Below are 15,920 nucleotides of genomic sequence, written 5' to 3'. Positions count from 1 at the left end.
CCCCTGTACCTGAGCAATCGTTGGAGAATCGAAAAGCCAAGATAAGGTTAAGTACAAGACGTACTGAATCAGTATAGCAGACTGCAGTTAGGGTTGCAAGCCTTCACCGGCCAATAATCGAATCGCTTGGTCTTTGTCTTTTTCAATCTGAACTTTTAATGCATCAAGTGATGGAAACTTTTGTTCCTTGCGAATCGGATAGTACCAATGAATGCGCACTTCTTCACCGTATATATCGCGATTGAAATCGAACAAATGAACTTCAATTGACAATTTCTTCTCGGATTGGACTGTTGGTTTATAGCCGACGTTACATACTCCATCAATCCATTGGTCTTGTACTTTCATACGGACGGCGTAAACACCAGTTGCTGGTATGAATTGTCCTTCGTCTGGTTCTACATTCGCTGTTGGGAACTGAATAGTACGGCCACGCTTATCTCCGTGAACGACTACCCCATCAAGCTGGAATGGTCGTCCTAGAAGTTCACATACTTGTTGCATATTGCCTTCTTTTAATTCCCCGCGGATACGTGTAGAGCTGACCTTTTCACCATCTTGCGAAAATTTGTCAATCGTCGTGACGTTCAACTGTTCTGATTCGTATGTCTTCATAAGCTCCATAGAACCTTTTCCAAACGCTCCAAACGAAAAGTCAAATCCCCCAATGACATGACGCACATTTAAGCCCAAAATAAATTGCTCGATAAATGTCTCTGGTGATAACCGTGCAAAGTCCGATGTGAAACGAACAACAAAAACAGTATCTACACCTTGCTCTTCAAGTAATTCAAGTTTTTGTTTAAGTGGTGTTATATAGAAGATATCTTCTTTTTTCCCCCCAAGTACGACTGAAGGGTGCGGATCAAATGTCATGACGGCACTACGCAGCGCATTCGTTTTTGCACTTTTTACCGCTTGGTTGATCAATTGTTGGTGCCCTTTATGTAATCCATCAAAAAAGCCTAGTGCAAGTGCATATCCTACTTTATCAGGAGCAGGCATTTTTGAGGGATAAGTGATGTACTGGGTAATCATTGGATTTCCATCTCCGGACGTGTAAACATTTTTTCAGGTTTCATGTAACCTGGCTTTTCTGGATGCGCTCGATAAACCGCATGCGCTACTCCATTTTTTCCAATTACAATCTTATCATGAATTTGTAAGTCCGTGTGAGCAGGAACAACTTGCCCATTTGAAAAAGCTTTTTCAAGATCTACCGGGATCTCATGATACGGCCACTCTTTTAACGAACGTTCAATGGGTTGTAACACAGATTGGATTTGATCATTTTCAAACAGTTCAGCGAGCTCAGCTAGTGTAACGGCTTCAGATGATTCAAAACCGCCAGCATTTGTACGAACGAGCTTTTTCATATGCGCTGGAACACCGAGAAGCTCTCCTATTTGAACAGCAAGAGTTCGAATGTATGTCCCTTTACTACATGCAACATCTACGACAAAAGTAAGTTCATCGCCACTCCACTGCTTAGGTTCTTCAATAAGTTCAAGGGTATGAATCGTCACTTCACGACTCTGACGATCGATTACTTTTCCTTCTCGCGCGTATTCATAGAGGCGACGACCATTCACTTTCACTGCTGAATACATGGGTGGAGTTTGGGTGATTGTGCCCGTAAGTTCTGCTAATGCAGAAAGCAGCTCCTCTTTTGTGATTGCTACAGGACCTTGTGCTCGCGCAACCACTTCACCAGAGGCATCTTCAGTAGTCGTAGAAGCTCCGAGTGACACTGTTGCTCTGTATGCTTTCCCTTGTGCCATCACATACTCCGCCACTTTAGTGGCTTGTCCTACACAAATAGGAAGTACACCTTCTACGTCCGGATCTAAAGTGCCAGTATGACCGATTCGTTTCATCTTTAAAATCTTACGTAATTTAAATACACAATCATGCGAAGTCATGCCGGATTCTTTCCATAGCGGCAAAATTCCTTCTAATTCATGCATACTACCCCTCCTTACAAAAAAGCCCGCCTCTAGTGGAGGCAGGCTTCAGATTAATCTTGCTGATTTAGTTTTCGCAAAAGGTTATCTATATGATTTCCGTAAGCGATTGATTCGTCAATCTGGAAAGCAAGCTCAGGTGTTTTACGAAGACGGATACGTTTTCCTACTTCAGAGCGAACGATTCCTTTTGCCTTATCAAGACCTTTCAGTGCTTCCTGCTCGTTTTCTAACACAGTGACATAAACAGTTGCCTGTTGAAGGTCACCAGTCACTTCTACGTCAGTGACCGTCACAAATTCTACGCGCGGGTCTTTCACTTTACGCTTTAGGATATCTGCGATTTCCTTTTTCATTTGTTCCGCAACACGGTTTGATCTCATCGACATTTTCTTCACCTCAATTACAGCTCTAGAATTTGGTAATGAAGACATTCCCATTCAGAGTTTGATTCTAAAAACTCGAGCACTCGGTGGAGCTCGCGCTCAGAGTGACGACGGTCAGAAGAGACCGTCACAACTCCGACTTTGGTGCGTTGCCAGAGGTCTTGGAAGTCCAATTCACTGACAGCGACATTGTATTTTTGACTCGTGCGTTTCAACATTCGCTGAAGTACTGCCCGCTTTTCTTTTAGGGTGTGCACATTTGGCAGAATAAATTCACACTCGAGATAGAGGATCATTTACGTACGATTTCTTGCATGATGTAGGCTTCGATAATATCGTTTTCTTTTACATCATTAAATCCTTTGATTGTGATACCACACTCGTAGCCACGTGCTACTTCTTTCGCATCATCCTTAAAGCGTTTCAATGTATCTAGTTCGCCCTCGAAGATTACGATGCCGTCTCGAATCACACGGACGCCAGAGTCACGAGTGATTTTTCCTTCTGTGACATAAGAACCTGCAATGGTACCAACTTTAGAAACTTTGAATGTCTCACGAACTTCTGCTTGACCAATGATTTTTTCTTCGAATTCAGGGTCAAGTAGCCCTTTCATTGCGAATTCAATCTCTTCAATTACTTTGTAAATAATACGGTGCAAGCGAATATCTACGCCTTCTTCTTCCGCAGCACGTTTTGCGTTTGTATCTGGACGTACATTGAATCCGATAACAATTGCATTAGAAGCTGCAGCAAGTGAAATGTCAGATTCCGTGATTGCGCCAGCGCCAGTATGGATGATACGGACGTTTACGCCTTCGACTTCAATCTTCATGAGAGCAGCTGCCATTGCTTCCACTGTACCTTGTACGTCAGCTTTTACAATCAAGTTTAGCTCTTTCATTTCGCCTTGTTTCATTTGATCAAATAAGTTATCAAGTGTTACACGCGTTTTCTCTGAACGCTGTTCTTGAATCGCTGTAGATGCACGTGATTCACCAACTTGACGAGCAGTTTTTTCGTCTTCGAATACAACGAAACGATCTCCTGCAAGTGGCACTTCATTCAATCCTGTAATTTCTACAGGAGTAGAAGGACCCGCCTCTTTTAATCGACGACCTGTCTCATTGACCATTGCACGAACACGTCCATATGCATGACCTACTACGATTGGATCTCCAACACGTAATGTCCCGTCTTGAACAAGTAGAGTAGCTACTGAACCGCGACCTTTATCAAGTTGCGCTTCAATAACAGTACCGATTGCTTTGCGCTTAGCATTCGCTTTTAACTCAGCCACTTCAGATACAAGAAGTACCATTTCAAGTAATGTATCTATTCCATCACCTTTTAAAGCTGAAATTGGTACAAAGATTGTATCTCCGCCCCAATCTTCAGGAACTAAACCATGTTCCGTTAACTCTTGCATAACGCGATCTGGATTTGAAGATGGTTTATCCATTTTGTTTACTGCTACAATAATTGGAACTTCTGCAGCTTTCGCGTGGTTGATTGCCTCAACCGTTTGTGGCATAACGCCATCATCTGCTGCTACAACTAAAATTGTTAGATCCGTAACTTTTGCTCCACGTGCACGCATTGTAGTAAACGCTGCGTGACCAGGAGTATCTAAGAATGTAATTTTTTTGCCGTTTTCATCCGTTACTTGGTAAGCACCGATATGTTGTGTAATACCGCCTGCCTCTCCAGAAGTAACTTTTGAATTACGAATCGAGTCAAGAAGTGTAGTTTTCCCGTGGTCAACGTGACCCATGATTGTTACAACTGGCGGACGCTCTTTTAAATCCGCTTCGCTCTCTTCTTCGTTCTCGAAGTGTACTTCAAGGTCTGTAATATCGACTTTGATTTCTTCTTCTACTTCTACACCATAGTCCGCACAGATTAATTCGATTGTATCTTTATCAAGCTGTTGGTTGATGTTAGCCATAATGCCGAGCATAAATAACTTTTTGATCAGTTCAGCTGGCTCGCGACCTAATTTTTTTGAAAGTTCTTGTACAGAGAGCGACTCTGTGAACGTAATTTTTGCTGGTAGTTCACGCTCTTTACGTGGAACTGGTGGTTGAACTGGTGTTGAATTCTTTTTGCGTCGGTGTGGACGATTGCCACCTGGACGCCCTTGGAATCCACCACGATTTCCGCCTGGACGGCCACCGCCACCTGAGTTCGGGCGATTCTGACCTTGTGGACCGCGGTTAGGTGCAGTACCTTGGCCTTGCGGACGCTGTTGTCCTTGACCTTGTGGACGCTGTTGCCCTTGGCCTTGTGGACGCTGTTGCCCTTGACCTTGTGGACGCTGTTGTCCTTGACCTTGTGGACGGTTTTGTCCTTGGCCTTGTGGACGTTGTTGTCCTTGGCCTTGTGGACGTTGTTGTCCTTGGCCTTGTGGACGTTGTTGTCCTTGGCCTTGTGGACGTTGTTGTCCTTGGCCTTGTGGACGCTGTTGTCCTTGACCTTGTGGACGGTTTTGTCCTTGGCCTTGTGGACGCTGTTGTCCTTGGCCTTGTGGACGTTGTTGTCCTTGGCCTTGTGGACGGCTTGGTGTGAATTTAGAATCTAATTGTTTTACTGTATCGGATTCGATCGTTGACATATGATTCGTAACTTTCACATTTAATTTTTCAAGCTCTGTAATGACATCTTTGCTTGATTTATTTACTTTTTTGGCGTATTCATGAACTCTGATTTTCGTCATTCGCTCACCCCCGGTTATATTCGTTGATTAGTGATGCCAATTTTTTCGCAAAACCATTATCCATAATTGCTAAAACAACTCGGGCTTCTTTCCCGGTTGCATGTCCCAAATCATATCGATTTCCGAAGACACCTAAATCAACGTTGTATGATGCACACTTATCAGTCACTTTTTTTGCTGTATTAGCTGATGCATCCGTCGCTAATATGACCAGCTTGGCTTGTTGCCTTCTTACTTCTCGAATCACTAGCTCTTCACCTGTGACAAGTTTGCGAGCTCTAGTTGCGAGACCTATAAGGTTTGTAATTTGCTCTTCACTTGTCATTTTAACTTTTCACGCTCAATCAATACGATCAATTCATCATAGATAGAAGGTGGAATCGCGACTTCTAATTGATTGCCTAATGAATTTTTCTTTTTCGCCGCTTCAACCGCATCTAACGATTTCGAAAGATAAGCGCCGCGACCTGATTTCTTACCAGTCGGGTCTACAGAAACGTCTCCTTCTTTTGACCGCACAACACGAATCATTTCTTTCTTCGGAAACATTTCATTGGTTGCCACACATTTGCGCATGGGGATCTTTTTTTGGATTGCCATATGCAGACACCTTCTTTAACTTAGTCTTTATAAAAATCGAACTCTTCGTCTTGGACAAAGTCTTCGAGATCTTCTTGTTCTTCATACGCACGTGGGTAAATACCTAGTTCTCGTGCATCTGTTTCGCTCTTAATATCAATTTTCCAGCCAGTTAATTTTGCTGCAAGACGCGCATTTTGTCCGCGCTTTCCAATAGCTAGCGATAATTGGAAATCTGGAACAACTACTGTTGTAGATTTATCGTCGTCGTTTACTTGTACATCTAAGACTTGTGATGGGCTTAATGCATTTGCTACAAATTGTACTGGATCTTCAGACCACTCTACGATATCGATTTTTTCGCCACCGAGTTCGTTTACAATCGTTTGTACGCGAGCACCTTTTGCTCCAACACAAGAACCAACTGGATCTACATCTTCGTTATGTGCAACTACTGAGATCTTAGAACGGTCTCCCGCCTCACGTGCAATCGATTTAATTTCAACAATTCCATCGTAAATTTCTGGCACTTCCATCTCAAACAGACGGCGAAGTAATCCAGGATGTGTTCGAGAAACAAATACTTGAGGTCCGCGTGTAGTACGCTCAACTTTTGTGATAAACACTTTGATTCGGTCATGCGGACGGTATGTTTCTGAAGGAATCTGTTCATTCGCTGGAAGAACAGCCTCTACTTTACCTAGTCCTACGTAAATGTTTCGTGCGTCTAGGCGCTCTACAATTCCGTTGACGATATCTTCTTCACGATCCACATATTCTTCGTAGATCAATCCGCGCTCAGCTTCACGAACACGTTGTGTTACAACTTGCTTTGCTGTTTGCGCTGCAATACGACCAAAGTTACGAGGTGTCACTTCTTCTTCAATAACATCTCCAACTTGATAATGTGGATTGATTTGATGTGCATCTTCAAGAGAAACTTGTAAACGCTCATCTTCTACTTCTTCCACTACATCTTTACGGGAATAAACAATCATAGATCCAGAGTCAAGATTGATATCCACTCGCACGTTTTGCGCTTGATTAAAATTACGTTTGTATGCAGTAACAAGTGCTGCCTCAATCGCCTCAATCAATACATCACGCTTAATTCCTTTTTGTTGTTCAAGAGCCGTCAAGGCATCTAATAGTTCGCTACTCACAGCTATCACTCCTTATTTTACCTAATATGCTTAAAAATCAATCGCTAGACGCGCTAGTGCAACCTTATCGCGAGGAATCGTAACAGTGCGGACACGTGTTTTATCACGATACTCGATTACTGCTCCCTCTTCCTTAGAATAACTTTTTAACGTACCTTCAAATTCTTTGCGGTTGTCAATCGGCTCATAGGTTTTGAAGAAAACATATTCTCCAACTGCTTGCACGTAGTCCTCTTCTTTTTTTAGAGGGCGTTCAGCGCCTGGTGATGACACTTCAAGAAAATAGTTTTCTTTTATTGGGTCTTTTTCGTCGAGTAGTTCGCTCACTCGCTCACTTACACGTGCACATTGTTCAATGTCAATTCCACCACCTGGAACATCGACATAAATGCGCAAAAACCAGTCACGGCCTTCTTTTACATACTCAACATCTACTAATTCAAGATTCATTTCGGCAACGATCGGAGCAATCATTCCCTCAATTTTTGTGGCTATCTCTTGCATAAAATCCTCCTTACTTTTGTCTTTAAACAACAGAAAAGAGCGGGAAATCCCACTCTTTGCGCAAAAGTTATCTACCATTCGTATGCCAATCATACCATATATGAGAGGCATACGCAAATTGTAGCTAAAATAAAGACAATTGATTCGCATCCGGCATTCCTTCTAAACATCCGAGGGAATCTAAATAGTCAATAATCGTTCGAGACACCTTGCCTCGTTGTTGTAAATCTTCTTTTGATAAGAATTCACCTGTTTCACGAGCACGGACGATTTGAAGTGCAACATTCGTACCAAGTCCAGGTACAGCATTAAATGGCGGGATCAGTGTAGTGCCTTCTATGACAAACTCTGTAGCCTTTGACTTATAAAGGTCCACTTTTTGCATACGAATGCCTCGCTCAGACATTTCAAGTGCAATTTCTAGTACGGTTAGCAAACTCTTCTCTTTCGGGCTAGCTTCCAAACCTTTTGCATTAATTTCTTGAATGCGTGCGCGAATCGTTTGCGAGCCATTGACCATTGCCTGCAAATCAAAATCTGATGCACGTACTGTAAAGTAAGCTGCATAATAGAGGATTGGGAAATGCACTTTAAAGAAAGCAATCCGAACAGCCATCAACACATACGCTGAGGCGTGGGCTTTCGGGAACATGTATTTGATTTTTTTACATGAGTCGATATACCATCCCGGAACATTGTTTTTCTTCATTTCGCTTTCAAACTCTGGTGTTAACCCTTTCCCTTTTCGCACGGACTCCATAATTTTAAATGCGAGTGACGGCTCTAATCCTTGATAGATAAGGTAGACCATGATGTCATCTCGACACCCAATTACATCACTTAACTGACATGTACCCGCTTGAATCAGTTCTTGCGCATTGCCAAGCCAAACGTCTGTCCCGTGAGATAAGCCTGAAATCTGGACAAGTTCTGAAAATGTCGATGGCTTAGTCTCTTCTAACATTTGACGAACAAAGCGCGTACCAAATTCCGGAATTCCAAGCGTTCCGGTTTTGCAGTCAATTTGTTCTTGCGTGACACCCAATGATTCTGTCCCACTAAAAATCTTCATAACTTCCGGATCATCCGTTGGAATGGTTTTTGGATCAATCCCCGAAAGGTCTTGCAGCATACGAATTACGGTCGGATCATCGTGACCGAGTATATCAAGTTTTAACAAGTTGTCATGAATCGAATGGAAATCAAAATGTGTCGTTTTCCAACTCGAGTCCTGTGCATCTGCCGGGAACTGAATTGGTGAAAAATCGTAGATGTCCATGTAATCAGGGACTACGATAATTCCACCCGGGTGTTGTCCAGTCGATCGTTTGACGCCGGTACACCCTTTTACAAGCCGGTCCACTTCCGCTCCGCGCATAATCAAATTATGATCGGATGCATAGCCTTTGACATAGCCATATGCAGTCTTCTCAGCAACCGTACCAATCGTCCCTGCACGGAACACATTGTCTTCACCGAACAGTTCTTTCGTATAATTGTGTGCTGTTGGTTGATATTCTCCACTGAAGTTCAAATCGATATCAGGGACTTTGTCACCTTTAAATCCAAGGAACGTCTCAAACGGAATATCTTGACCGTCTTTTCGATACAACACTTGGCAGTCTGGACATTCTTTATCCGGAAGATCATATCCCGAACCGACTGATCCGTCTTGGAAGAACTCCGATTTTTTACATTCTGGGCAGACATAGTGCGGTGGCAGTGGATTCACTTCTGTGATATCCGTCAAAGTCGCGACTAGCGACGAACCAACAGACCCACGTGACCCTACGAGATAGCCATCGTCGAGAGACTTCTTCACAAGTTTGTGTGAAATTAAATAAATAACACCAAAACCGTGACCAATAATTGACGTCAATTCTTTTTCAATACGAGCCGACACGATTTCAGGTAATTCATCTCCATATAGCTCTTTCGCCCGCGTATAGGTCAATTCTTTAATCTCATCATCTGACCCTTCAATCTTCGGTGCAAACAAATCATCTTTGATTGGTTTGACTTCTCCGATACGTTCGGCAATTGCTTGAGAGTTTTCTACTACGATTTGGTGCGCTGTTTCTGCACCTAAAAAATCAAATGCTTGTAACATCTCATCTGTTGTTCGGAAATGCACTTTCGGGAGCTCATGGCGGTTCAATGGGTTTGCTCCCCCCATACCACTCACTAAAATCTTTCTATAAATTGCATCATTTTCCGTTAAATAGTGAACATTCCCCGTTGCAACAACCGGTTTATTGACACGTTTCCCTAACTTGATCATTTTGCGGATGATGTCTTCTAAGTTCCATTCATCACGCACGAGTTCTAGTTCAATCAAATGCTGATATACTTCTTTCGGATGCACTTCTAAGTAATCATAAAACTTTGCTATTTGCTCCACTTGCTCGAGCGGTTTTTGCATCAATCCCTCAAACACTTCTCCTTTGTCACAGCCTGACCCGATCAGTAAACCTTTTCGGTATTTTTGTAAAGTAGAACGAGTAATGCGTGGGACACGATAGAATGTCTGAACGTGCGAAATCGATACTAGATGAAAGAGATTCTTTAATCCTTCGTCGTTTATAGCAAGAATTGTACAATGTGACGGCCGCCCTCGCTTATACGCGTCGCCTTCTCCTACGTAATCATTCAATTGATTGTGATTGGTGATTCCTTGTTGTTCAGCCTCTTTTAATAAATGAAGAAGTAAATAACCCGTAGCCTCACAGTCATAAATTGCGCGGTGAGCTTGTGTAAGTTCGATATTAAATTTCTTCGCTAAAGAACCAAGTCGATGATTTTTCATTTCCGGATGCAAAAAACGGGCAAGTTCTAATGTATCTATTACTGGATGGTCAAACGTCTCAACGCCACTTTGACGGTACGCCTCATATAAAAAGCCCATATCAAATGAAGCATTGTGGGCGACCACAATTCCAGAACCGATAAATTCATGGAATTCTTTTGTCACTTGAGCAAGTTCCGGTGCATCTCTCACCATATCATCCGTGATACCTGTCAACTCAATCGTCGTTGCGGAAAGTGTTTGATGCGGATTTACAAAGCGTTCAAACTTATCCACTATATTTCCATCTCGAATTTTCACTGCAGCAAGCTCGATGATTTTATCGTAAGTCGCAGAAAGACCTGTCGTCTCCACGTCAAATACGATGAACTCTGCATGCTCAAGTGACTGGTCGATTGCGTCATAGGCAATCGGCACACCGTCATGAACAAGATTCGCCTCTAAGCCAAATATAACTTTAATATCATTCGCTTTCCCAGCTGCATAGGCATCAGGAAACGCTTGGACATTCCCGTGATCTGTGATTGCAATTGCAGGATGCCCCCATTTGGCAGCTTGTTTGACAAGTTCCCCTACAGGCGTTACCGCATCCATCGCACTCATAGGTGAATGCATGTGGAGCTCTACGCGTTTTTTACCTTCAGGTGCTTTATCTTGCTTCACTTCTGGTCGAATTTCCATCATGTCTTGAGACATCATAATTAAATCACGCACAAACGTATCGTTTTGAATCGATCCACGCGTTCGGATCCACATACCTTTTTTCAGTCGCTCCATCATCTGCACATCTTCCTTGTCTCGCGAGAACATTTTGACAAGAATGGAGTCTGTATAATCCGTAATTTTTGCTGTGAGTAGTGAACGACCACTACGAAGCTCTTTAATCTCAACATCAAATACAAAGCCTTCGACTGTAATACGACGTTCTTCATCTTGGATGCGTCGAATTTCTACGATAGGTTCATCCTGTTTAATTTGGACTCCTAATTGGAACGGTCCTTCAGGTACACTTGATTCACCCGAAGACTGCTCGCGGTTCATCTGGTCTTCAAGTGCTTTGCGGCTAAGTGCCTCTTCTTCTGCACGCTTTTGCTCATGGAATTGACGTTGCATCTCTGCAAGTTTTTCTGGATTCTCATCTAAAATACAATCAAAACGCACATTTTCAATGCCAAGCTTTTTATAGGCAGCTGCAAGATTAGGGAAATATTTGGTCTGCAACGTGCGAAGTTCCAGTTCCTGTGCGCATTTCACTTTGACTAGCTGGCCCTCTACTTGAGGCACTTGAGATGCAAGCAATTCTTTTAAAGGTGGACTCATCTCATAGAATGATTCCACAACATCTAACCAATAAGCCGGAATGACTTCTGCTAGTTCATAGTCACCTGTCAAAGCTATTTCAAGTTCGACAATGGCAATTCCTTTAAAGCGTTCGACTAATCGATTTTTGAATTCATGAAAAATAGGTCCTGGCAATGCTTTTTCACCCGTCAGCCGAAAACACCATACGCGCTCTTTTTTATGTACAGTCAGTTTCTCAAGCTCATAACTATCGAAAGCATCTAAATATGCTTCCTCTTCTAATTCTAATTGTTGCAAAAGTAGCAACATCTTCATTTTATTCGTTTGCACGAACATCCCCCCTTGCCGTAAAAATAAAGGAAAGTTCAACTTGTGAACTTTCCCTTAGACATCATTAAAAGAAAAATCGTTGGATATCATTCCACGTAACAACGATCATGAGAACCATCAGTAACATAATCCCGACAAAGTGGACCATTCCTTCACGTTGCTTATCAACGGGTCGGCCACGAAGTGCTTCGAATCCGAAGAACAACAAGCGACCTCCGTCAAGTGCTGGAAGAGGAAGTAAATTCATAATTCCTAAGTTAATACTCAACACAGCAGTCCAGTTCATCAAATTAAAGATTCCGAACTTCGCTACTTCTTCTGTTGCTTTATAAATTCCTACTGGTCCTGAGAGATCATCGATAGAAAATTGACCCGTAATCAAGTTACCGAGAAGTTGGAAAATCAACACAGTCCATTCGTACGTTTGGGTTGCCCCATACGCAAAAGAACCTAAAATCGACTTTTCTAGTGGACTTTGAACGCCGATTTGTCCAATGACTTGTTCCCCGTTCTCTACTGCATTGGGCGTTATTTCAAGAGATAGAGGTTGTCCATCGCGTTCCACATCAAATGTTAGAGGTGTCTCAGGATTCTCTTGAATGATAAGGGCAAGCTCTGACCAACTTGCAACAGACTCTCCGTCAATTGCTGTCACTTCATCGCCTTGAACAAGTCCTGCAACTGCCGCTGGTGAATCGTCAACTACTGAGCTAATCAGCGGCTCATCGGTTGGAATTCCGCGGAAGATTGCAAGTGCTGTAAACACAAGAAACGCTAAAATAAAATTGAACAAAGGTCCTGCAAAAATAGCTAGTGAACGCTGCCCTACCGTTTTCGAGTGGAACTGACGATCATACGGTGCAATTAATGAAACTCTGCCCGACTCATTCACTTTTGCATCACGAGCAATCGTGTAACGGACAAATGTTTCGGACTCATCGTATCCTTCAATGAACATGTCGTTCATTAAATCCGCACGTTCTATTTCTAAAAATTGCATGTCAGGCAAGTAATTCTTTTGATTTAAAACGAGTAAATCCACTTCATTTTTTTCATTTAGGCGAACACCAATCCGGTAACCCGGTTGTAATTCAATGGCATCCAGATCTTCACCCGCCATTCGCACATAACCACCGATTGGTAGCATGCGGATTGTATAAACAGTTTCACCTTTTGTATAGCCAAGTAGTTTGGGTCCCATTCCAATTGCAAACTCTCGTACCATGATTCCAGCACGTTTTGCAAAAATAAAATGTCCCAATTCATGGAAGAAGACGATAGAACCAAATATTAATATAAACGCAATTGCTGTTTCCAAGTTACCCCACCTTCATTTCTCACAGTACGATTAGTGTACCATTTTTTCGACGAATCTTCTCGTTTCAGCATCTACTGTCAAGATGGTCTCTAAGGTCGGATTAGCAGTAACTGTATGCGCTTCAAGAGCTTTTTCAATGAAGGAGTCAATCGCTAAAAACGAAATCTTCTGTTGCAAGAATAGTGCTACTGCTGCTTCATTTGCTGCATTTAAAACGGTCGTTGCTGTTCCACCTTCTTTTCCTGCTTCAATTGCGAGGTGAAGTGCCTTGTAACGCTCTAAATCCATTTTTTCAAAATGCAACTTACCGATTTCCACTAAATCCAAACTTTTCGCTTGTGGCAATGGATGACGATCAGGATACGTTAAAGCGTACTGAATCGGAACACGCATATCTGGCGTACCTAACTGCGCCATGACACTTGTATCTACAAACTCAATCATGGAATGGATAATACTCTCACGGTGAAGTACAACGTCAATGGAACTGTACGGCATATCAAAGAGTACATGTGCTTCAATGACTTCAAGCCCTTTGTTCATCATCGTTGCTGAATCTATAGTAATCTTACTTCCCATCGACCAGTTCGGGTGATTGAGGGCATCTTGAACGGTTACACCTTCTAATTCCGCACGCGTTTTATCCCGGAAACTTCCACCAGAAGCAGTAATAACTAACTTCTTAATTTGCTTTGGATTTTCACCATTTAAAGCTTGGAATAAAGCGGAATGCTCACTATCCACAGGAAGAATGGCTACATTGTGTTTTTTTGCTGCTGCCATCACGAGATGTCCGGCTGTAACAAGTGTTTCTTTATTTGCTATAGCAATCGTAATGCCTTTTTCAATAGCGCGTAACGTAGGTTGTAGGCCAACACTTCCTAGGACTGCGTTGACAAGTAAATCCGCACCGGACTCACTCGCTACAGCTACTAAGCCCTCGCTTCCCCAGACTACTTCTGTAGAAGGGAGATCTTCTTGTAGTGCTTTCACATCTGCTTGATTTGCTACAGAGAGCAAAGGCACCGAGAATTCTCGAGCGATTGCACGTGCTGCATCGACTTGTTGACCGACAGAAAAGGCGACAAGTTCGAATTGCTCAGGATGTGTACGCAATACATCTAATGTTTGTTGACCGATAGAACCAGTGGCTCCTAATAAACTAATTTTCTTCATTCATCTACTCCTCAGATGGTGACATTAAATAAAGTGTAAAAAGTGTAGTAAAGGAATTACGAATAATAAGGAATCGAATCGATCAAGGATACCACCGTGACCCGGTAGTAAAGTACCCGAGTCTTTCACGTGATAATGGCGCTTAATAGCGGACTCGGCAAGATCACCGAACTGACCAATAATAGAAGCCGTAATCGTCACAAGAACAAGTTGCAGAAGTGTATCTGCAAAAGGGAATAACCAGTTTAGCAAGAAAGCAAAAACTAGCGCTGCAACAACTCCACCGTAAAATCCTTCAACTGTTTTATTTGGAGAAATCTCCGGCCAAAGTTTTTTCTTTCCAATCTTTCTTCCGGTAAAGTAGGCCCCTGAGTCTGTCGTCCAAACTATAAGTAAAGCAAAGACCACATAAATGAGTCCATCCATACGTGTCTCAATTAAATAGTAAAAACAAATACCGATGTACATCATTCCAAAAAAGACGAATGCTGCGTCATCATATGTAAATGTATTTTTCACAAGTACTGCATACAACAAAAGCATGAAAACTAATACGTAAACAAAAGTCATTTTATCGTGACCTGTCCAGCCAATCAACGTCTCTTCATATTGAGTTGGTACTAGTAGCACATATAAATTTATGAGTGCTAAGAACCCTGGAATTGATTTCAAACGAATTTGTTTCATTCTCAAAATTTCATAAAGAGCAATTGTAGCAATCAAATAGATCGCCACCGCAAAAACAATGCCCCCCACCCATATGATGGGAATGAACAGCGCCAGAGCAATTAACGCTGTAATAATACGTTCTTTCATTTCTTAGTTTCCTCCAGTCCACCATAGCGACGGTTTCTCGATTGATAAACCGAGACCGCTTCTCTTAAACAAGCTTCATCAAAGTCTGGCCACAAAACATCTGTGAAGAAAAACTCTGTATAGGCAAGTTGCCAGAGCATGAAGTTGCTTAGACGAACTTCCCCGCTCGTTCGAATCAATAAGTCCGGTGCCAACAAATCTTTCGTCATCAAGTGTTCTTCTATACAAGTTTCCGTAATATCTTCTGGTGCTAATTCGCCTGTTTGTACAGCCTCAGAAATTGTCTTCACTGCCTGTAGAATTTCTGCTCGACTTCCATAGTTCAGTGCAAAATTTAAAATCAGGCCGGTATTGTTCTTTGTTCCATCAATTGCTTTTTGAACAGCTCGTTTAGTGTGCTCTGGTAGTGAGTGAAAGTCTCCCATAATCTGAACACGAACATTTTGTTCAATCAGTTCCGGCAAATAAGTACCTAAAAATTCTTCAGGTAGACGCATTAAAAATTCGACCTCTTTTTTAGGTCGAGACCAGTTCTCTGTAGAAAATGCATAGAGCGTTAGTACTTGTACACCAAGATCATTGGCATATCGTGTGATTTTACGAACAGTTTTCATTCCCTCATGATGGCCTGCTATCCGTGGAAGGGCACGCTTTGTTGCCCAGCGACCATTTCCGTCCATGATGATGGCAATGTGGGACGGCACAGGACCTGTGACAGGCACCTCTTCCTTTTGAGTGAAAAGCTTTTTAAACATAAATTGGTTCCTCCAAACGCTCGTATCAAAACATATATATCCTATCATACCAAATTTCATACAGCATTGAGTTGTATTTTTTTACTTTCACCATATGAACGCGAT

14 protein-coding genes are annotated in these 15,920 nt (G+C 42.4%); all 14 read right to left on the bottom strand.

All coding sequences use genetic code 11. The annotated features are described in order from the left end of the window. Window positions 1–87: 87 nt before the first annotated feature. Window positions 88–1,038: a riboflavin biosynthesis protein RibF gene (gene ribF / locus JOD03_RS01580; RefSeq protein WP_204589064.1), complete on the bottom strand. Its 951-nt coding sequence runs from the start codon at window positions 1,036–1,038 to the stop codon at window positions 88–90. Next, the gene (gene truB, locus JOD03_RS01575; RefSeq protein WP_204589063.1) at window positions 1,035–1,967 is read right to left on the bottom strand and encodes a tRNA pseudouridine(55) synthase TruB; all 933 of its coding nucleotides are present in this window, start codon (window positions 1,965–1,967) and stop codon (window positions 1,035–1,037) included. Before truB ends, ribF begins: the two co-directional genes overlap by 4 nt. A gap of 50 nt (window positions 1,968–2,017) precedes the next feature. Next, on the bottom strand, window positions 2,018–2,353 hold the full coding sequence (gene rbfA, locus JOD03_RS01570) for a 30S ribosome-binding factor RbfA (RefSeq protein WP_204589062.1): 336 nt from the start codon (window positions 2,351–2,353) through the stop codon (window positions 2,018–2,020). Between the two features lie 14 nt (window positions 2,354–2,367). After that, complete coding sequence (locus JOD03_RS01565; protein WP_204589061.1) at window positions 2,368–2,646, bottom strand: DUF503 domain-containing protein; 279 nt, start codon at window positions 2,644–2,646, stop codon at window positions 2,368–2,370. Continuing rightward, entirely contained in the window at window positions 2,643–5,066 is a 2,424-nt protein-coding gene (gene infB, locus JOD03_RS01560; protein WP_204589060.1) for a translation initiation factor IF-2, read from the bottom strand. The genes JOD03_RS01565 and infB overlap by 4 nt, the downstream gene beginning before the upstream one ends. Before the next feature lie 4 nt (window positions 5,067–5,070). Next, the gene (locus tag JOD03_RS01555) at window positions 5,071–5,391 is read right to left on the bottom strand and encodes a YlxQ family RNA-binding protein (RefSeq protein WP_204589059.1); all 321 of its coding nucleotides are present in this window, start codon (window positions 5,389–5,391) and stop codon (window positions 5,071–5,073) included. Beyond that, entirely contained in the window at window positions 5,388–5,666 is a 279-nt protein-coding gene (rnpM, locus tag JOD03_RS01550) for an RNase P modulator RnpM (RefSeq protein WP_204589058.1), read from the bottom strand. The genes JOD03_RS01555 and rnpM overlap by 4 nt, the downstream gene beginning before the upstream one ends. A 20-nt stretch (window positions 5,667–5,686) precedes the next feature. Further along, entirely contained in the window at window positions 5,687–6,808 is a 1,122-nt protein-coding gene (gene nusA, locus JOD03_RS01545; protein ID WP_204589057.1) for a transcription termination factor NusA, read from the bottom strand. Window positions 6,809–6,838: 30 nt separating this feature from the next. Beyond that, on the bottom strand, window positions 6,839–7,312 hold the full coding sequence (gene rimP, locus JOD03_RS01540; protein ID WP_204589056.1) for a ribosome maturation factor RimP: 474 nt from the start codon (window positions 7,310–7,312) through the stop codon (window positions 6,839–6,841). Between the two features lie 124 nt (window positions 7,313–7,436). Further along, window positions 7,437–11,756, bottom strand: a complete 4,320-nt coding sequence (locus JOD03_RS01535) for a PolC-type DNA polymerase III (protein WP_204589055.1) — start codon at window positions 11,754–11,756, stop codon at window positions 7,437–7,439. A gap of 58 nt (window positions 11,757–11,814) precedes the next feature. Next, window positions 11,815–13,068, bottom strand: a complete 1,254-nt coding sequence (gene rseP / locus JOD03_RS01530; protein WP_204589054.1) for an RIP metalloprotease RseP — start codon at window positions 13,066–13,068, stop codon at window positions 11,815–11,817. A gap of 30 nt (window positions 13,069–13,098) precedes the next feature. Beyond that, the gene (dxr, locus tag JOD03_RS01525) at window positions 13,099–14,244 is read right to left on the bottom strand and encodes a 1-deoxy-D-xylulose-5-phosphate reductoisomerase (RefSeq protein WP_204589053.1); all 1,146 of its coding nucleotides are present in this window, start codon (window positions 14,242–14,244) and stop codon (window positions 13,099–13,101) included. 24 nt (window positions 14,245–14,268) lie between these two features. Continuing rightward, window positions 14,269–15,060 carry a phosphatidate cytidylyltransferase gene (locus JOD03_RS01520; protein WP_204589052.1) on the bottom strand — a complete coding sequence of 264 codons (792 nt, stop codon included), beginning with the start codon at window positions 15,058–15,060 and terminating at the stop codon, window positions 14,269–14,271. After that, the gene (locus JOD03_RS01515; RefSeq protein WP_204589051.1) at window positions 15,057–15,815 is read right to left on the bottom strand and encodes an isoprenyl transferase; all 759 of its coding nucleotides are present in this window, start codon (window positions 15,813–15,815) and stop codon (window positions 15,057–15,059) included. Before JOD03_RS01515 ends, JOD03_RS01520 begins: the two co-directional genes overlap by 4 nt. Between the last annotated feature and the right edge of the window lie 105 nt (window positions 15,816–15,920).

This window comes from Chryseomicrobium aureum (assembly GCF_016909155.1).
In the GTDB taxonomy this organism is placed as follows: domain Bacteria; phylum Bacillota; class Bacilli; order Bacillales_A; family Planococcaceae; genus Chryseomicrobium; species Chryseomicrobium aureum.
This window is presented reverse-complemented; position numbering and strand designations above follow the sequence as displayed.